This window comes from Candidatus Magnetominusculus xianensis (assembly GCA_001541255.1).
Classification (GTDB): domain Bacteria; phylum Nitrospirota; class Thermodesulfovibrionia; order Thermodesulfovibrionales; family Magnetobacteriaceae; genus Magnetominusculus; species Magnetominusculus xianensis.
On sequence record LNQR01000129.1, the window covers coordinates 1 to 18,020 of the forward strand.

At 43.7% G+C, this 18,020-nt stretch carries 18 protein-coding genes; 14 read left to right on the top strand and 4 right to left on the bottom strand.

The features are described from left to right. The 4 genes from ASN18_RS17660 to ASN18_RS16070 all read left to right on the top strand — a co-directional run. A partial coding sequence (locus ASN18_RS17660; protein WP_236861834.1) for a hypothetical protein occupies positions 1-244 on the top strand: 244 nt, incomplete at its 5' end. A 49-nt stretch (positions 245-293) separates the two neighbouring features. Beyond that, entirely contained in the window at positions 294-560 is a 267-nt protein-coding gene (locus ASN18_RS16060) for a hypothetical protein (protein ID WP_085053801.1), read from the top strand. Then, positions 557-820 (top strand): ParE family toxin-like protein, encoded by a 264-nt coding sequence (locus ASN18_RS16065; RefSeq protein ID WP_085053802.1) that lies wholly within the window; start codon positions 557-559, stop codon positions 818-820. Before ASN18_RS16060 ends, ASN18_RS16065 begins: the two co-directional genes overlap by 4 nt. 176 nt (positions 821-996) lie before the next feature. Then, complete coding sequence (locus ASN18_RS16070) at positions 997-1,356, top strand: hypothetical protein (protein ID WP_085053803.1); 360 nt, start codon at positions 997-999, stop codon at positions 1,354-1,356. A 29-nt stretch (positions 1,357-1,385) separates the two neighbouring features. Here ASN18_RS16070 and ASN18_RS16075 read toward each other — a convergent pair whose 3' ends face one another. From ASN18_RS16075 to ASN18_RS16085, 3 genes are read right to left on the bottom strand one after another with little or no spacing between them, the layout of a single operon-like run. Next, entirely contained in the window at positions 1,386-2,276 is an 891-nt protein-coding gene (locus ASN18_RS16075; RefSeq protein ID WP_085053804.1) for a L,D-transpeptidase family protein, read from the bottom strand. Further along, entirely contained in the window at positions 2,273-3,004 is a 732-nt protein-coding gene (locus tag ASN18_RS16080) for an RNA methyltransferase (protein WP_085053805.1), read from the bottom strand. The genes ASN18_RS16075 and ASN18_RS16080 overlap by 4 nt, the downstream gene beginning before the upstream one ends. A 50-nt stretch (positions 3,005-3,054) precedes the next feature. Then, complete coding sequence (locus ASN18_RS16085) at positions 3,055-4,704, bottom strand: B12-binding domain-containing radical SAM protein (protein WP_236861835.1); 1,650 nt, start codon at positions 4,702-4,704, stop codon at positions 3,055-3,057. Positions 4,705-4,846: 142 nt separating this feature from the next. Here ASN18_RS16085 and ASN18_RS16090 point away from each other — a divergent pair, with 142 nt between their 5' ends. Then, complete coding sequence (locus ASN18_RS16090; RefSeq protein ID WP_085053807.1) at positions 4,847-5,605, top strand: pseudouridine synthase; 759 nt, start codon at positions 4,847-4,849, stop codon at positions 5,603-5,605. Further along, entirely contained in the window at positions 5,583-7,394 is a 1,812-nt protein-coding gene (gene aspS, locus ASN18_RS16095) for an aspartate--tRNA ligase (protein ID WP_085053808.1), read from the top strand. Before ASN18_RS16090 ends, aspS begins: the two co-directional genes overlap by 23 nt. Here aspS and ASN18_RS16100 read toward each other — a convergent pair. Further along, positions 7,389-8,801: a mechanosensitive ion channel family protein gene (locus ASN18_RS16100; protein WP_236861836.1), complete on the bottom strand. Its 1,413-nt coding sequence runs from the start codon at positions 8,799-8,801 to the stop codon at positions 7,389-7,391. The two genes, aspS and ASN18_RS16100, sit on opposite strands and share 6 nt — an antisense overlap. Before the next feature lie 160 nt (positions 8,802-8,961). Between ASN18_RS16100 and ASN18_RS16105 the strand changes: the two genes are divergently transcribed. The 8 genes from ASN18_RS16105 (at position 8,962) to ASN18_RS16140 (ending at position 18,017) form a co-directional block, all read left to right on the top strand. After that, positions 8,962-11,139, top strand: coding sequence for a PAS domain S-box protein (locus ASN18_RS16105; protein WP_085053810.1), 2,178 nt, complete (start codon positions 8,962-8,964; stop codon positions 11,137-11,139). Further along, complete coding sequence (locus ASN18_RS16110; protein ID WP_085053811.1) at positions 11,136-11,525, top strand: response regulator; 390 nt, start codon at positions 11,136-11,138, stop codon at positions 11,523-11,525. Before ASN18_RS16105 ends, ASN18_RS16110 begins: the two co-directional genes overlap by 4 nt. A 66-nt stretch (positions 11,526-11,591) precedes the next feature. Further along, positions 11,592-12,518 (top strand): J domain-containing protein, encoded by a 927-nt coding sequence (locus ASN18_RS16115; protein WP_085053812.1) that lies wholly within the window; start codon positions 11,592-11,594, stop codon positions 12,516-12,518. Further along, complete coding sequence (locus ASN18_RS16120; RefSeq protein WP_085053813.1) at positions 12,515-14,983, top strand: endonuclease MutS2; 2,469 nt, start codon at positions 12,515-12,517, stop codon at positions 14,981-14,983. Before ASN18_RS16115 ends, ASN18_RS16120 begins: the two co-directional genes overlap by 4 nt. Before the next feature lie 110 nt (positions 14,984-15,093). After that, positions 15,094-15,393 (top strand): putative quinol monooxygenase, encoded by a 300-nt coding sequence (locus tag ASN18_RS16125; RefSeq protein ID WP_085053814.1) that lies wholly within the window; start codon positions 15,094-15,096, stop codon positions 15,391-15,393. Further along, the gene (locus ASN18_RS16130; protein ID WP_085053815.1) at positions 15,390-15,575 is read left to right on the top strand and encodes a hypothetical protein; all 186 of its coding nucleotides are present in this window, start codon (positions 15,390-15,392) and stop codon (positions 15,573-15,575) included. Before ASN18_RS16125 ends, ASN18_RS16130 begins: the two co-directional genes overlap by 4 nt. Positions 15,576-15,678: 103 nt before the next feature. Next, positions 15,679-17,481 carry a PilN domain-containing protein gene (locus ASN18_RS16135; protein ID WP_085053816.1) on the top strand — a complete coding sequence of 601 codons (1,803 nt, stop codon included), beginning with the start codon at positions 15,679-15,681 and terminating at the stop codon, positions 17,479-17,481. Beyond that, positions 17,478-18,017, top strand: a complete 540-nt coding sequence (locus ASN18_RS16140) for a type 4a pilus biogenesis protein PilO (RefSeq protein ID WP_085053817.1) — start codon at positions 17,478-17,480, stop codon at positions 18,015-18,017. The genes ASN18_RS16135 and ASN18_RS16140 overlap by 4 nt, the downstream gene beginning before the upstream one ends. Positions 18,018-18,020: the final 3 nt, after the last annotated feature.

Below are 18,020 nucleotides of genomic sequence, written 5' to 3' on the forward strand. Positions count from 1 at the left end.
TGACATGGACAAGAAATTTGAACAGATGATGACATTCATGCTGTGGGGCTTTGGTATACTTTTTGGTGGAATAGGCATTTTGATGACAACTGTCATATGGGACAGACGTACTGCCCTTGCCCCGGCTATCAGAAAAAACAAGGAACTCGAAGAAAGGGGAGATAACATAGAACGGACGTTGAAAGAATTAAATGTTAAATACCTGGAAATAAAAGATATATTGAAACGCGCTGGTTTGTTGTAAAAATTGTAAAATATTGCTGTAAATAAAAGCTGGTAATGGAGTATAATCTATGGATAAGGAATCAGGCTGGGGGCTTATGAAAGTTATTGAATTAGAAGGCTTGCCAATAGAAGTAATAGATAGGATAAGGCAGTTAGCCGATATACTAAAGAACGATAAAGGCGGTGCTCTGAAAATTATTGACGAGCTTATTGACGAAATCAAGTGGGACATGGCCTTTAGCAACTCTCAGGATGCCCTTTCCATGTTGGCTGAGGAGGCATTAGCAGAGGTTGAGGCAGGCAGTGCGGAACCGATGGATTTGGATAAGATGTGAAATCCTATGTGTTAAAAAGTTTTTGGAAATATTACGATGCTCTCCCGGGTAAAGTTAAGCAGAATGCGAAAGAGACATATAAATCATGGCTAAATAATCCTTTCGATGAAAAATTGAGATTTAAAAAGCTGTATGAAAACAAAGAGGTATATTCGATAAGAATAGGTCTTTACTGGCGTGCGTTGGGGGTAAAACATGGAGATGATATGTATTGGTTTTGGATAGGCTCTCACGAGAAATATTCTAAGTTAATCAAATGACAATTCAGGCTGCCCTTAAACAAAAATAAATAACTTGATTTGCAGGCGGCTTTTGTAATATAGTATGAAGGCTATGAGGGTATATTTAGAGACCTGAATGAGTGTAAAGGCGTGAAATGAGGCGTGGAAACCGTTTTATCAAAACGGAATTTAATAAACACTAAGGAGGTTTAGACATGAGGGTATTTGCCGTATTGTTTTTGGCCCTATCGCTGATTGCGTTTGGGTGTACTGCCGAGCTTAAGCAGGAGGATAAGGCACTCTTACAAAACGCTTTAAAGGCAGCAGAAGACGCAAAGGCGTCATGTGAGAAGGCCGCATCAAGCGCTAAGGACTCAGCCATGAAGGCAGCAGACGCAGCAGCTAAGGCAAGTTCAGCCGCTGACAGAGCAGAAGACGCAGCTAAAAAAGCAGAAAAGGCCGCATCGGTATGTGCGAAGGCATTCGAAAAATCTTTAGAGAAGACCAGCAGCAGCCACAAGCACATGACTCACAAAAAGGCTAAAAAGGCCAAAAAAGCTAAAGCCCAGGAGTAAGAGTGTAAAAGGCCGAGTAAAGGCTTTTTTTATCTCGCTCTTGAAATTATAGTGGGAAGGCCTGTTGCTCCGTCGATTGCGGACTTAAGCAGTTTTGGATCGACATACCTGTACAGGTCTTTCCCTCTCAACAGATCGAGTGCCTTTCCCATCAGTTCATCCGCGTTCAGTCCGTTAGCATGTACCTCAATGTAAACCGCGTTTTCATGTACTGCTGCCTTAACGGGTTCGTTTATTATCTTTACTGGGGTTTTGATTTTAACGTAATGGTATAGGTCATCAATGTCTTCAGGGTAGAGCCTGATGCAGCCAGAACTTATCCTCCTGCCAACACTGTACGGTTTATTTGTGCCGTGAATCCCATATGTCGGAATGGAAAGCTGAAGCCAGTAATCCCCAAGCGGATTGTCCGGCCCGGGTGGGACTATTGGGTCCAGGTCAGGGGTCTCATCCAGCATTCGTTTGGTTGGCCGCCACACAGGGTTTTCAACTTTGTGTGTTATACGAAATAGTCCCTCCGGCGTATTAAACCCTTCTCTTCCTATGCCTATGGGGTATGACTTTACGAATCTGTGACCGTTAAATGTGAAGAAACTATATAACCTCATCTCAGCAAGGTTTATCAGTATTGCGTTTTCGAGAATTTCAGGGATTATCCACTGAGTTGGAATGTTTATTGTAATCCCCTCGGCAGGTACCCACGGGTCAACCTTCGGATTAGCCTCTGTTATGGCATTATATCCTATGCCGAAGACCCGGGCTACGTCCAGCAGGGTGTCTTCACCGGTTATCTTATAAGTCTGCGGCACTCCTATCATGGTCCTTGACGGGTCATTTACAGAATATGTACTGGCACCCTCGGCAGTAGACACACACAGGCAGACAAATAAGGCGTATAATACTATTGATATGTCTTTCACAGTTCTCCTTTTATTTTCCCCTCGATTTGAGTACAAATGCCGTAGAGCATGTTTAGTTCCCACTGCGTCAGCCCAGCACGCCCAACCAGCCGCCTGATGTTTCGCATAATCCCCCCGGCGAGGTTCTCAGAGCCTCTGCTGCCATATCCTAAGAGCGGCAGCAGCTTAGAGATTCGCTTATACAGGTACTCTAATCCCTCGCCGGTTATGAGCTTGTGCGATGCTGGGCTGGCGCTGCTGTCATTATATTGGCGGGCAATTTCGTATGCCGTAACCATGACTGCCTGTGCGAGATTAAGAGATGGCTGGGCCTCGGACGACGGTATGTACAACAACAAGCCGCACGACTTTATCTCCTCGTTTGTGAGACCGTTGTCTTCACGTCCGAAGACAACGGCAACTTTGTTTAACTCAGCCATCCCGAAGGCATATTTAGCGCCCTCAGCTACAGGCTGCCGCACCCCCCTTTTGCTGCCAAAGCGCCTCGATATGCCTATTACGATGGATTTATCTCTTATGGCATCATTAAAGTCATCATATACGGCACACCCCTCCAGCACATCCAGGGCGCCGTGTGCAAAGCGGCAACTCTCCTCTGTCATATAGCCGCACGGCCTTACGAGGACGAGATTCCCAAAGCCCATGTTTTTTATTGCCCTTGCTGAGGCTCCAACATTGCCGCCTTCTTTTGGCTCAACCAGTATAAAATAAACATTACTTTTTGACATCCCTGTTGTTTCCCATACGCGGGACTTCCACCATATTGTCAGAAGTATTTCTATACGCCAGTGGTTATCTTTCTATAAACTACTTTAAATACATTAATAATACCTTCTTTTTTCATAACATTAACAAGATACCTCAATCTTTTGATAACAATACTATTTCTAATCGATAATATTGTATTTATTACAGCCCCAAAATGGACTATCTTAGATAAATCCCCTTTTATTAGCTGCTTCTGGAAATAATCTACAATCCTCTTTGGTATAAACCAATAGCCGTAGTATGACATTATAAGGTAGTAGGCATCTTCGGTAGAGTTTGCTTTAACGTTATTTAAGATTACACGGTTCCACTGTACAAGCCCTTCTTCCACATAGTAATGCTCTGCTATGGCCTTTTTGTGTGGTGTTGTAACATCAAGATAGCTGATTGATGGGTCAATGTCAGCCTCCCTGATATATCCTGCTTCTAAGGCTTTCTTTGTAATTGGATGTTCAGGGAAGAATGCTAACGTGTAGAACTTAAGGTAGTACTGTCTTTTCAATCTTGTAATCAGCTCTAATGTTTCTTTATAGTCTTTCACAGTTTCAAATGGGTTTCGTATAATAAAGTCGTAATAAATCATAATTTTGTGTTTTGCGACTATTTCATTTTCTTTAATTATCAATTCTTTGGTGTAAGTTCTGGTGAAGATGTTTTTAATCGTAGATTCTGAACCACTTTGGACACCCATAGTAATCTCTTTAAGGCCAGCATGTTTTAGTAAAACAAGTTTCTCCTCAGTCAACATTCCTGGATAAAGAGTGACCTGAAAAGGCAAGCCTATATTGTCCCTATATTTCTCAACAAACTCTTGCAGGTAATTATTCCGCATAGGGAATATCTCATCCATAAAAAAGATATTTTCAACCTTGCGGCATACACTTAAAATTGCTTTAATCTCACTTATCAGCTTGTCAACTGTGCGCATCCTCATTTTCTTTTCTGTAAAGACACTATTTATACAGTAGGAACATTTATAGGGGCATCCTCTGCCAATATGAACAAATATATTCCCGCTGTCAAGCATGTAGTCGTAGTTTGTAAGTACAGGGTTGTCCTCTACTGAATGCAAATAGTAAATATTATCTCCACCATAAGTAGGCACAGGCATATCTTCAATTTCTACAGATGCCCCGGCAGACGTAGTTATTACTTCATTGTTGAATTTCTCTACAAGTCCGGGAATCCTCAGCGGGGCGTCAATAATTCCGGCTGATAATCTGCCTATTAATGAAGCAAGTAACTCCTCTCCTTCTGAGGCGCATACATAATCACAGTGTTTCAGGGTTTCTAAAGTAGCCACGTGCCAGGGGTGAACACCCCCTGCTATAATTTTACACTCCGGTAGAGATTCCCTGATTGAACGAGTTAGGCTTACAAATAAACTCCAGTTGTGGGACATTAGACTTACGCCTATTAAATCATATTGCCTTCCTTGCAGCCATTGCGTTAAAAATGCAAATGTCTTATTAAAATCGTTTATATCCTTATTGAAGTGTACCCTTAAATCACTCCCAATGAGCTGCTTGTTACTTGAAAACTGCAAAAATAGTATATCGCAGTCACTTTTTTGTTTTACAATACTGTGCAGCAGTCGGATATTATAATGATATCCCCCTCCTATGCCGACAAGCAAACACTTGAGCTTCCCGTTTTGCACATGGCCTGACATGGGAGTAGGTTACATTATTGCCCTTTAGTCTGTCAAATTTAGGGTTATCGCCGCCCGTTATCTCCTTTCAGGCAGTGAGTGATAAATATAATGAATAAAAAAATCCAAATTATGTTACAATCTCAAGTTCATGGAAGAGAGACTTCAAAAGATAATTGCCTCATCAGGGATTACCTCAAGGCGGAAGGCCGAGGAGATAATTATGGAGGGGCGTGTTACTGTAAACGGCAAGACAGCCGTTATCGGGATGAAGGCCGATGTTGAAAGAGACCACATAAAATTAGACGGCAAACTCCTGAATCCAAAAATTGGTCAGCGGCGCGTCTATATCAAGTTCAACAAACCCGACGATGTCGTAACCACACTGACAGACCCGGAGGGCAGGGCAACTGTGGCCGATTATATCACCGGCGTAGGGCAGCGTGTATATCCTGTGGGCAGGCTTGACTATCATACAGAGGGGCTGCTGCTGCTGACAAACGACGGCGACCTCGCCTATCATATCCTCCATCCAGCGAAAAAAATCCCGAAGACGTATCAGGTAAAGGTCAAAGGAGACATCACTGAGGCAGACTTGGATAAGCTGCGCCGCGGCGTCAGGCTTGAGGACGGCGTAACCTTGCCTGCCGAAATTAAAAGATTGAAAAGTAAAGACACTGTGTCCAACACATGGCTTGAGACCACCATATATGAAGGGAGAAAACGCCAGATTCGCCGAATGTTTACTTATGTAAAACACCCTGTTGCAAAACTAAAGCGTGTAGCAATAAATGGTATCACCTTAGGAAACCTCAAGCCGGGCCAGTGGGTTTATCTGACGCAGGAAGAACTGCATACAATATTCAAGGAGGTTGGCGTAAAACCCAATGAAAGACCATATGCACAATAATAGTGAGTACCGCAGCACGGGCTGTGGGCAGATAGATTCAACATACGCAGGGAAAGAAGTAACGATGAGCGGGTGGGTATTTAGGAGCCGCGACCACGGCGGACTGATTTTTTGCGATTTGAGAGATAGAACAGGTGTGTCTCAGATTGTCTTCAGCCCCGATTACGGCGAGGCGATTCATAAGACCGCACATCAACTGAGGGCGGAGTACGTAATCAAGATTACCGGTGATGTATGTCTAAGGCCGGAAGGCACTGAAAACCCGGACATTCTAACCGGCAGCGTCGAGGTCTATGTAAAGGCCCTTGAGATATTAAACAGGGCGGAACCCCTGCCTTTTCAGCTTGACCAGGACATTGAGATAGCCGAGGGCAACCGTCTGAGATACCGTTACCTTGACCTTCGCAGACCTGAGATGCTCAAAAACATTATCACGCGCCATAAGATATGCAAGACCGTCAGGGACTATCTGGACGGCCTCGGGTTTTTAGATATAGAAACCCCCGTGCTGACAAAATCAACGCCGGAGGGGGCGCGCGACTATCTTGTGCCAAGCCGTATGGCGCCCGGGTGTTTTTATGCCCTGCCGCAGTCACCTCAGATATTTAAGCAGCTGCTGATGGTAGCCGGCATGGAGAGGTATTATCAGATAGTGCGGTGTTTTCGTGACGAGGACTTGCGGGCAGACAGGCAGCCGGAGTTTACGCAAATCGATATGGAGATGTCCTTTGTCGGCGTCAATGACATAATAAATATGGTCGAGGGCCTCGTAAAGAAGATATTTAAAGAGATAAGAAACGAAGAGCTGGTTACTCCAATAGAAAGACTTGCATACTCAGAGGCGATGGAGCGCTTTGGCAACGATAAGCCCGATATGAGGTTTGAGCTTGAGCTTAAGGATATGGCAGATTTGGCATCTAATAGTTCGTTTAAGGTATTTCTCGATGCGCTTTCGTCTGGTGGACGTGTTAAGGGTCTGCTTGGCAAGGGTATGGCAGGCTATTCACGACGTGAAACTGATCTGCTGACAGCCGAGGCACAGTCACTTGGTGCAAAAGGTCTTGCATGGATTAAGGTAAAAGACGGGTTTGACTCACCAATATTAAAATTCTTCCCTGAGGATGTAGTGCGTCAAATGGCCGACAGACTGCAAGCTGCCCCCGGCGATATGATGCTCTTTGTGGCAGACAAAGAACCTGTGGTTAATGATGTCTTAAGCCGTATGCGCCTCGATATTGCAAAAAAACAGAATCTGATTCCCTCCGGGGATAAGTTCGTCTGGATAACAGAGTTTCCCCTGTTTGAGTGGAATGAGGAGGACGGCAGATTTCAGGCAATTCACCATCCCTTTACATCCCCAACAGATGAGGACATAAGACTTATCATGGGAGGCGGTGATGTTGATCTTTCGAAGCTGAAATCAAAGGCCTATGACCTCGTGTTAAACGGCAGTGAGATAGGCGGCGGAAGTATTCGTATCCATCGCCCGGAGCTGCAAAAGGAGATATTTAAGCTGATAGGCATGGCAGAGGCGGAGGCCGAAGAACGGTTTGGTTTTCTGCTTGATGCGCTAAAGTACGGTGCGCCGCCACACGGGGGGCTTGCCATCGGGCTTGACCGCCTTGTAATGCTTATGACCGGGGCGCAGTCGATACGCGATGTGATTGCATTTCCAAAGACCCAGAAGGCGTCTTGTCCTCTGAGCGGAGCGCCGTCTCATGTTGATAAGAAGCAGCTTAGGGAGCTGTATATTCGTCTTAATGTACCAGAGCCTGCACCGGAATTATGATAGGTTAAAGAATGCCTTGATTTTATTAAACATCTTGGATTTTTTACTTGCAAACTGAGCGTTGAGCTGTTCTTCTGAGAGTGCCTGTGCGCTTATTTTCTGTGCTAGTTGTTCGTTTTCGATTTCCCTGCGTGTGATAATAGAGCTGATTGATTCAACGGCACTTGGATTGTCCATTATTACCTTGGAAAATCCCTCCTTGTTGAGTACCAGGATTAACGCGTCTTCTTTTGCCGTCACGCTGGCAGTTCTGATACCGCCGGTAAAAAGAGAAATCTCACCGAAAAAATCCCCCCTTTTCAGGACAGCTACTTCGTTGCCAGCTACCGTTACCGAAACGCGGCCTCTTCTGATGACATAGAATGAGTCGCCCTCGTCGCCTTCTTCAAAGATGCTTTCACCTCTTCCATAGTGTTTTTGAGCTAGCAGCGAGGCGATTTCTCTTTGTACATCTTCGGTGAAGACGGAGAAAAACTCGATTCGCTTTATGGCTGAATATTTCTGTTCAAACTCACCATTAGAGTCAACGGTGTTAACGGGATGGCAGTAAACGTCTCTGATGGGGAATGGAATCCTTATGTTTTCTCTTTTGAATGCGTACCAGAGTTTTGTCATAATAATGTTGGCAATATGGTGTTTGAGACCATAGTCGTTAATCCATACCCTGATCTCGTATTCGATGGATGAGTCGTTATACTTAACCAGCCGTACCTCTGGAGGGGGCATTTTCTCTGTATAAGTCTTCAGGCAGACTGATTCGATTACCTGTTTTACCTTATTAGGAGGGGTATCATAATCAACGCCTACGAAGAGGCTCATGATCTGTTCTGTTGAGGGATAATTTACGCTTAGAATCGTATCTTTTATGATATTGCCATTGGGGATGACCAGATAATCGTTCTCGCGTGTGAGGAGCTTGGTTGTACGCCAGTTTATTTCTACGACCTTGCCGTCCGTGTCCTTTATGCGTACCCAGTCGTTGATTCTAAAGGGATTTTCTATATGCAGCACAACGCCGGCGATAAGATTAGTCAGTGTATCTTGCAGCGCGAGACCTATGACCATAGAAAATACCGCAGAAGTCGTTATTATAGGGGTCAAATCAATGCCAAACTGTATTTTTAATATTGCAAACAGGGCTACTGAGTAAATTATTGCCGTGACTATGTCATGGATGAGCTTAGGAACCGCGATCTTCGCCTTTTCGATATACAGCGTGTTGAAAAAATAATCTGCTATTTTAAAAAGACCGTAAAAAATAAAAGCATAAACTACGGCATTCACTACCTGAATATCAATAGGCGGCTTTTTGACAAACACATATATGCCGACAGCGGCGGCAGTAAGAACAAGCAGCACATAGTAAATCAAAGATGATGAGTGTCTGGGTCTTATTTTATCTTCCATATCCATTGAATTAGGCGCTGCGATTTAATAACCCGCCCGCGCACAAAAAAATAACATTATCGAAGCGCCGCTGTCAAGGAAGCGTTTGGCGCATGATATGTGTCAAAAAAAGTTGATGCTTGGGCTGACTTTGTGATACTATTAGATATGAGAGGCAGCAATGGAACCATGTGATAAGAAAATAGACGAACTCTTAGAGCAATTAAGCAAAGTAAACGAAGAGTTAATAAGAGAGAAATCAGAGAGGCAGCAATCAGAATCTGAGACAGAGGCGCTGCTAAAGGGTACCCGTGCAGTTCTTGAGTATCAGGACTTTAAGATATCAGCAAGAACAATATTCGATACCTGTAAAGATATAATAGGGGCTGCTGCCGGGTACGTTGCACTCTTAACCTCTGACGGCAGTGAAAATGAAGTGCTTTTTTTAGAAGCAGGTGGACTGCCCTGTACTGTTGACCCATCTTTGCCAATGCCAATAAGGGGATTGCGTGAGGTAGCTTATAGAACTGGTGAGGTGGTGTATGATAATAATTTTCATACAAGTACATGGATGGATTATATGCCTGAAGGCCATGTGCAGCTTGATAATGTTATGTTTTCTCCACTGAAACTGGATGGTAAGGGGGTTGGCTTAATAGGACTGGCAAATAAGCCCGGAGGGTTTACCGATAGGGATGCAAAACTGGCTTCAGCCTTTGGTGAATATGCTGCAATATCATTACTTAATAGCAGGTCCAAGGAGTTACTTGAAATCAATGAGAAAAAACTACGCTCAGTAGTGGATACTGCCGGTGACGCCATTATAACGATAGACAGCAATCAAAAGGTAATCTATTGGAATAAAGCATCAGAGAAGCTCTTCAACTATGCTGTGTCTGAGGCATTGAACAAGGACATATCAATAATTATCCCGGAGAGATATAAACAGAGGCACAAAGAAGGGGCAAAAAGAGTATCCCAAACTGGGCAGTCAAAATTGTTTGGTAAAACGTTTGAGATATCAGGACTAAGGAAAAACGGTGAGGAATTCCCTGTAGAAATATCTCTTGCTATGTGGAAGGTGAAAGAAGATACTTACTACACAGGGATTATAAGAGATATAACTGAACGTAAAAACTCGCAAGAGCAGATACGCAGGGCAAAAGATAATCTGGAACTTCTGGTCCAGATACGTACAAATGAGCTTTCAAAGGCAGTTATAGCAATGCAGGAAAGCGAAGAGAAGTATAGGGGGATTTTTAACGATACGCAAACGCCAATTTTGATATTCAACCCTGATACACAAGAAATACTGGAGGCAAATGACAGGGCATGTTCTTTTTATGGATACAAAAAGGGAGAGTTTACAAAAAAGAAGATACCAGACATACACACCCTTTCAGATGAACAACTAAGAGCAATAATTGTAGATGTAAAAAATAATAAACATGAAAACGTAGTAACACGCCACCGCCTGTCATCAGGTGAAATCAGAGATGTAGAAATCTATGCAAGTCCTATCAGGATAAATGAGAAGGTGATTATCTGTGCAATGGTTCATGATATAACAGAACGTAAACGACTGGAAGAAGAAATCAGGATAATCAATCTTAACTTACAAAAAAGGGTAGATTCAGAGGTTGAAAATAACCGCAACAAGGACCAGCTTATGTACGAACACTCAAGGCATATTTCATTGGGTGAGCTGCTGATAAATATATCTCACCACTGGAGACAGCCGTTATGTTCAATAGGGCTTACTATTCAGGATATAAAAGACGCATATATGCATGATGAGCTGGATGGGGCATATATTAAGAAAACTGTAGGACTTGCCATGTCAGAGTTAAAGTCATTGTCTGATACAATAGATAACTTTAGGAATTTCTATATCCAGACAAAAGAACAAATGGAATTCAATATAGCAGGTGAGATAAACAAAGCCGAAAGACTTATCTCAGGGTATGTTAAAGAGAAAGACATTATTGTTGAAAAAGATTTAGATAAGAGCTTGACAACCCAGGGATATCAAAATGAGTTTGCCCAGGTTGTTTTAAATATTCTAACCAACGCCAAGGACAAATTTGAGAAAAGTAACCTTACATGTGGTACAATAAAAATAAGACTATACAGGGACACGGCAACAGACAGGAAGGTTATAACTATTGCGGATAGCGGCGGCGGGGTCCCTGATGATATTATAAATAAAGTGTTCGATCCATATTTTACCACTAAGGACAAATCAAGAGGAACCGGAATGGGGTTGTATATGGCGAAAGTGATTATTGAGAAGAATATGCATGGCAGCATATCTATTAGAAACATTGACGGATGGTGTGAACTGAGGATAGAAATATGATGGATGTATCTGTATTAAAAACATTAACTGTGCTTTATGTCGAAGATGATGATTATATTAGGACAATGGTTGCCCGTTTTTTGAAAAGGAGGGTAGCTAAAGTCTATGAAGCTGTTAATGGCAGGGAAGGCTTAGATATTTATATCTCCAACAAAGCAGATATAGTGATAACAGATATCCAAATGCCTGTTATGAGTGGGATGAAAATGATAGAGGAGATACATAAAATAGATGGAAACCAGCCAATTATAATAACTACCGGCTATAACGATGAACATCATACAAGCGGTAAGGTTTGCAGGAACATCATAAAGCCCATTGACAATGATGAATTGGTTGAAAGCATTATCTCCTGCCTGAGGAGGAAGACTGAAGCTGAAACATAATCGAAAGGAAGGGCAGGCAGTAGTTCAATACTGGTGATAACTCTCGTGAAAATGGTATAACAAGACATGGTTGGCATAGAGAAATCTTATGATATAATTGGCGTAGAGCCAGGAGCACCCTTAGAGGAAATCAAACAGGCATATCGGGATGCAATTAAAGTATGGCATCCTGACAGGTTCTCCCACGAGGATGAACGCTTTAGAAAGAAGGCTGAAGGTAAGACAACAGAAATCAACCTTGCATATAGTAAAATCCTTGAATCCCTGAAAATCCAGCCCAATCCCTATGACACTCAGGACAGCGAACAACAGGATACTCAGAAAAATAATGAATTTACACTGCGCACCTTCACCTGGGCTGATGGTACAACATACTCAGGTGAGTTTAAAGCTGATAGACCAAACGGTCAAGGGATTTTAAATTACACGGATGGAACGACATATGTTGGAGAGGTTAAGGACGGTGTGCCAGACGGTCAGGGTGTTTTAAGTTACTACAGCGGGTGGAAATACGCGGGGGAGTTTCGCAGTGGTATGCCACACGGAGATGGAACCTTACATTACCCTAATGGAACAACATATCAGGGCCAGTGGAAGGATGGGAAAAAGGACGGCTATGGAACACTGACTCACCCAAATGGAACAACATACACCGGCCAGTGGCAGGATAATACAAAACATGGACAAGGCGCCTTAACTTATCCTAATGCAGCGGCATATGCCGGGCAATGGGAGTATGATGCAAAAAATGGTCAGGGAACATTGATATATCCCGATGGAACGAAGTATGTTGGACAGTGGAAAGATGATATGCAGCACGGGGATGGGACTTTTACATACCCGGATGGGACAACATACATTGGTCAGTGGATTGACGATAAAAAGAACGGGCAAGGGACTTTAATATTCCCCGATGGAAGGAAGTACATTGGTAAGTGGAAGAATGATGCAATGTCGTGCATTGATACTGCCGGAATTACAAATTGTGTGTGAGTTTAGTTCAACCCTCAAGCGTTGACACTCAGGTGACAGCCGGTAATACATTAAGAAGTCTCGAATTTCATAAGATATTGGATATGGTCATGTCATATGCCGTAACCGGCGGCGCCAAGTCGCTTATTGCCAGTGCTGCGCCCTACGGAGACATAGGTGAAATCAGGCGCGAAGTAAGCCATGTCTCTGAGTGGCGTGCGCTCTTTTCTGAGAATAAACACCTCGTCATCGAGTCGTTTAACGATATGATGCCGTTGTTTGCCGAACTCCGCCCGGAGGGTTCAATCCTTGAGCCGCTTGAGTTGCGGGAATTCATTTGGCTTTTTGAATCGGCTTTGAGCCTTAAACGCCTGAGCGTTGAAAAAAACTGCCCTAATATCGTTAGAGCCGTCTCTGAAATCACTGGTCACGCCTCGATAAAACGGGCACTCGTGAAATCCATTGACGCTGACGGCAGAATTACCGATGAGGCGTCGCCGGAGTTATCATCTGTCCGAAAAAAACTTGCCTCGCACGAACAAAGGGTGAGGCATATCCTTGAGAAACTCCTCAGAAGACACGACCTCGACCCCCATATACAGGATAATTTTATAACCATAAGGAACGGACGCTGGGTCATCCCCGTGCGAAGGGACTCGCGCGGACAAATCCCCGGCGTAGTCCACGATATTTCAAAAACCGGCGAGACACTCTTCACCGAGCCTTATGAAACCCAGCACGCAGGGAATGAGATAGACTCTCTGAGATCAGAAGAGAAAATCGAGGAATTCAAGGTTCTGAAAAGACTCTCCGGCATGATACATGACAACCTGAACAACATAGAAAAGGACTACCATCTGGTAGTAAAACTTGATAGTGTAATGGCTAAGGCGAAATTCGCCGATGCCCTTAAAATGTCTGCCCCGCTGATAGACGACCACAGGCGCATAAATATTATCAAAGGCCGCCATCCCCTGCTGTTAAAGACACTTGCAAGGCACAATAAGGCAGATGAGCTGGTCCCGCTTGATTTCACATTGGGCGAGCTTCATAATTCAATCGTCATCACCGGCTCCAATGCCGGTGGAAAGACCGTGGTTCTTAAGACCATTGGAGTGCTTCATCTGATGGCGCTGTCAGGTATGCACATACCGGCGCTCTCCGGCTCAAGCGTTGCATTTGTGAGGCATATATTTGCAGACATCGGGGATGAGCAGTCAATTGAGGACAATCTGTCAACATTTTCTGCCCGCGTAAGCCGCATCGCCCAAATACTTGAGCAAAGCGGCAGCGACACCCTTGTGCTGCTTGATGAGCTTGGCTCAGGCACTGACCCGGAGGAGGGTGGGGCGCTGGGGTGCGCGGTGTTGAAGCGGCTCACAGGGCTTGGAGCGCTCACTGTGGTCACCACCCACTTGAGACTGCTCAAGGTGTTTGCAGCAACTGCGAAGCGCATCACCGCCGGGGCAATGATTATGGAAATAACCCCGGAGACATTTGACATGAATAATGGCGGCACTAAGAATGTAAGGGTATTTAAGCCGACATATAAACTCTCCCCCGGTGAATTGGGCACTTCATATGCCTTTGAGATAGCGGCACACTTCGGCCTTCACGATGATATTATCAGCGATGCAAGGGGTTTTATGTCCGGTGCTGAGATACAAATGGAGACCCTGATGTCCGGGTTAAGGGAAAAAATACAACAATACGAGCTGGATTCACTGAGACTGCAAGCACTCCATGATGAGGCTGCCGCTGCCAAAGATGCCTTAAAATATGAGCTTGGCTCAATACAAAGGCAAAAAACGACAATGCTTCTTAAGGCTAATGACGAGGCTGATAAGATAGTCTCCGGCCTCAGGGCAGAGGCCGTAGGAATCCTCAATGACCTTACACAGGCCGACACCCTGAGGGCAAAAGAACTGGTCATTAATATTGACAAAAAACTTGCCAGGCTTAGACGGGAAAAACAAGCGCTTCAAAATGCTGATGCACCGGAGATAGAAAACCTTGCGCCCGGAGTCACTGTAAACATAAAAGGACTTGACACCAGCGGCACGGTCGTCTCAGTAAACATTAAAAAGAGACGTGCCGTTGTGCTTGTAAGAGGTCGTGAAGTTGAAGTCCCTGTCTGTGAGCTTCAGTATTCAGGCGGGCAGCCCCTAAAAAACCCTCTTCAGGGTCAGACACTTGGCAGGCAGGTCTCCGACGTTGACCTGAAGGGTCTGTCCTCAGAGATTCCATATGAAATAAACCTTGTCGGGCAGCGCGTTGACCCTGCTATATCAGGTCTTGAGCGATACCTCAACGATGCAGCAATAGCGCAGCACAAAGACATAAGGATAATTCACGGTATTGGCACTGGCACACTGGCAAAGGCCGTAAGGGAACATTTAGATGCCCACCCGCTCGTAAAGGCATATAAAAAGGGGGACAAAGACACGGGCGGCGAGGCTGTGACACTCGTTACTTTAAACACATAAAGGGCTGACGCCAAAATAAGAAATAATAATGCAAGAAAATATTATAACAATAAAAAAACTCTTGACAATTATTCTAATAGAATGCTATAAACATAACGGGAACACTGAATATGGAAAGCGGTACTATAACAGTTATGGCGCTGATAAAAGCGAAAGAGGGGATGGAGGATATCGTAAAGCAGGAACTTCTCTCCCTGGTTGAACACACGCGCAAGGAAAGCGGCTGTCTCTCCTATGACCTTCATCAATCAACAGAAATCACCAGCTATTTTATGTTCTACGAGACATGGGTAAATAATGAGGCCCTCGACAAACACATGGCAATGCCCTATATACAGAGATTAATAGAAAAATCGACAGAGATATTTGCCGACCCAATACAGGTAACTCTCTGGAGGAAAGAAAGTTGAATTCTGCTGTAGATATAAGCTGTTGTAAAATGACGAACGTGACCATCTTAAAAGGACAGGCGTTTGGAATAAAAGAACAACTTCAACTGTTGTCTAACAAAAAAGGTTACAAACGTAAAAAACTACTTGACAAACTAAAGTTTATGTTGTATAGTACCGACATAGTTAAAGTAATGTGGTAGGTTAAGTAGTCTAATAGGCTATGTAATAAAGGTAGTTAGGCATTAAATGCTGATGATAGGGGTGGCAAAAGGTTGGCAGGGTATTAGAGGGAGGGCGCGAACGATGAAGAACGATATTGATTCGACAGAGAAGCTGCTTGAGCTGATGAGGGGTAAGCGTAAGGGGGGTTATCAGGGCGTTAATAAAGGCGGGAATCCGGTAGTTGCTGATATTGCATCATCTCTCAAAGTAGGGGGGTTGTTTAAGTCCACAGTTATAGGGGTTGATTTTGGTCATGGTTCCCTGCGCTTAGTAAAACTTGCAGATTCCTCGTCTGCGCTTAGTTCTAAGGTGGTTCCTATTCGCAATGGCGTTGATATCGATTCAAGTGAGTTTATTAACTTCTTAAGGGCGGAGATTAATGCGTTTTGTGGCTCTATAAAGAATAAAAAGATATGGTTTCTCATGTCAGCGGCCAATGTAGATGTGTATTTTATAAGGATACCGAAAGTCCCTGATGCCCAGATTGAGCAGGTAGTTTATGCTATGGCAAAAAGGGAAGTTACGTTCGATGAGAAGGACTACATATTCGATTATGATGTAAGTGGTGAGGTAATAGAACAAGGGAAGAAGAAATTGTCTGTGATGTTCTACACCGCTAAAAGGAAAGAAGTAGAATCCATAAGCTCTGTATTCAGAAGGTGCGGGTATCCGCTTTATGGCATAACGATAGCCCCTTTTGCGATTCAGAACTTTTTTAAGACAGGGTGGTATTCAACCGAAGGGCAGAACATTGCGAACATATTTGTCGGCAACGAATACTCAAGGATAGACATATTTAAAGATTCAAGGCTGGTATTGACCAGAGATATAAAGACCGGTGTTTCAAGCATAATAGAGATATTGGTAGACCATATTAAGAGCGGTATGACCGAAGATGACCATACTGTTACTAATAGGCTTGTGCGTGATATTTTATCCAATGTAGATGCTGATAACGCTGCCTTTTCGAAAAGCAGGGCAGGGGTGCAGATAGAAAGGGAAGAACTAAAGGAAGCCGCAGGGCCTGCGGTATCACGGCTGGCGATGCAGATAGAGAGGACATTTGAACACTTTAGCGCTTTAATGGAAAATGAGAAGGTATCGTTGATATATTTTTCTAGTGTGCTGCACATAGAAAAGTATTTATCTGAGGAGCTGTCGAGATATCTTTTCATAAAATGTGAGATATTTGATCCACTTGCTAAAATTCTGGGCGATAAGGGTTTTAAAGAGCGTGATGATTTACTCCCTGTCGTAGCTGTAGCCTTGTCAAACAACGAATACACACCAAACCTTCTACTAGTCAGGAAAGATAAAGAATTAGAGGTGAAGAGGCAGTTAGTAGAAAAAATAGTATTTGCCTGTTTCATGGTCATTATAATCTTTTCTTTTGGCTACTACGGGAAGCAGCAGTATGATATAAAGAAAAAGCAAGGCGTTATAGAGGGGTTGACACAGCAGTTGCAGCAAACAGATAAGAGTTTTGATAAGCAGTCATTAATAGGAATGATAGACAATGTCAAGAAAGATAAGCAGCTTTATTCGGATTACATAAGGAGGTATTTAGGGGTTGCGGTTATTAACGAGATATCGGCTCTGATTCCTCAGAGCGTATATCTAACGAGCTGCAATTTAAGTATTACCCCTTCAGCGGCAAGCGCTGCGCCAGGAGGTAAGCCTGGTGAGAGCAGTCTAACGCTTGACGGCATGATCACAGGCAGCAGCGAATCCTATAACTCAGCGCTGGCTAGTTTTGTAGCCAGATTGTCTGATTCGCCGTTGTTTTCCGGCGTAAGTGTTAAAAAGACATCGCTTGACTCAGTAGAACAGGTGCCTATTCAGAAATTTCTAATAGAAGTGGGGTTGGCAAAACAGATAAGATGATAAAAAAATACGACTACATATTCACCAGGCAGTTAGCGATGCACGTACTTCTGTATGTTATTGGTATCATGATAGTTTTGTTGTTAGGCATATTGCCTAATACTAATAAGATGCTGCAGTTGGACAGCATAATGAACACTGTACAAGGAAAAATTGAGGAGAGAAATGCCCTCTTACCGACCTACCAGCAAGTAAGCGCTGTGAAAAAGCAGCAGATGACGCTCCCAATGCCTGAGAGGAAACCTATAGCAAGGGATCAAATGGAATCGGTTATTAAGATATTTAAAGAAACTGCCACCGCCTCGGGCTTAAAGGTTAAGTCGGTCATACCGGATATAAATTCCATAAAGAAGGATTCGCGTACATTTGTGCTTATAGTAAAAATAGCGGGCGAGTACGATAATCTGCGGACGTTCTTGTTAAATACTGCAAAACTGCCGTATGTGGACGGTGTCAGCGGTATCACCATAAACAATGAAAACTTCTCGAAGGAACTGTTGTTTGATATGAGAGTTGATGTACTGGCGGGGAAATAAGTT

Bases quoted from the DNA above. Each gene is read 5' to 3' on its own strand.
- ASN18_RS16060 (WP_085053801.1), top strand. From the start codon at position 294: ATGGATAAGGAATCAGGCTGGGGGCTTATGAAAGTTATTGAATTAGAA.
- ASN18_RS16070 (WP_085053803.1), top strand. From the start codon at position 997: ATGAGGGTATTTGCCGTATTGTTTTTGGCCCTATCGCTGATTGCGTTT.
- ASN18_RS16080 (WP_085053805.1), bottom strand. From the start codon at position 3,004: ATGTCAAAAAGTAATGTTTATTTTATACTGGTTGAGCCAAAAGAAGGC.
- ASN18_RS16090 (WP_085053807.1), top strand. From the start codon at position 4,847: ATGGAAGAGAGACTTCAAAAGATAATTGCCTCATCAGGGATTACCTCA.
- aspS (WP_085053808.1), top strand. From the start codon at position 5,583: ATGAAAGACCATATGCACAATAATAGTGAGTACCGCAGCACGGGCTGT.
- ASN18_RS16100 (WP_236861836.1), bottom strand. From the start codon at position 8,801: ATGGAAGATAAAATAAGACCCAGACACTCATCATCTTTGATTTACTAT.
- ASN18_RS16105 (WP_085053810.1), top strand. From the start codon at position 8,962: ATGGAACCATGTGATAAGAAAATAGACGAACTCTTAGAGCAATTAAGC.
- ASN18_RS16110 (WP_085053811.1), top strand. From the start codon at position 11,136: ATGATGGATGTATCTGTATTAAAAACATTAACTGTGCTTTATGTCGAA.
- ASN18_RS16115 (WP_085053812.1), top strand. From the start codon at position 11,592: ATGGTTGGCATAGAGAAATCTTATGATATAATTGGCGTAGAGCCAGGA.
- ASN18_RS16125 (WP_085053814.1), top strand. From the start codon at position 15,094: ATGGAAAGCGGTACTATAACAGTTATGGCGCTGATAAAAGCGAAAGAG.
- ASN18_RS16135 (WP_085053816.1), top strand. From the start codon at position 15,679: ATGAAGAACGATATTGATTCGACAGAGAAGCTGCTTGAGCTGATGAGG.
- ASN18_RS16140 (WP_085053817.1), top strand. From the start codon at position 17,478: ATGATAAAAAAATACGACTACATATTCACCAGGCAGTTAGCGATGCAC.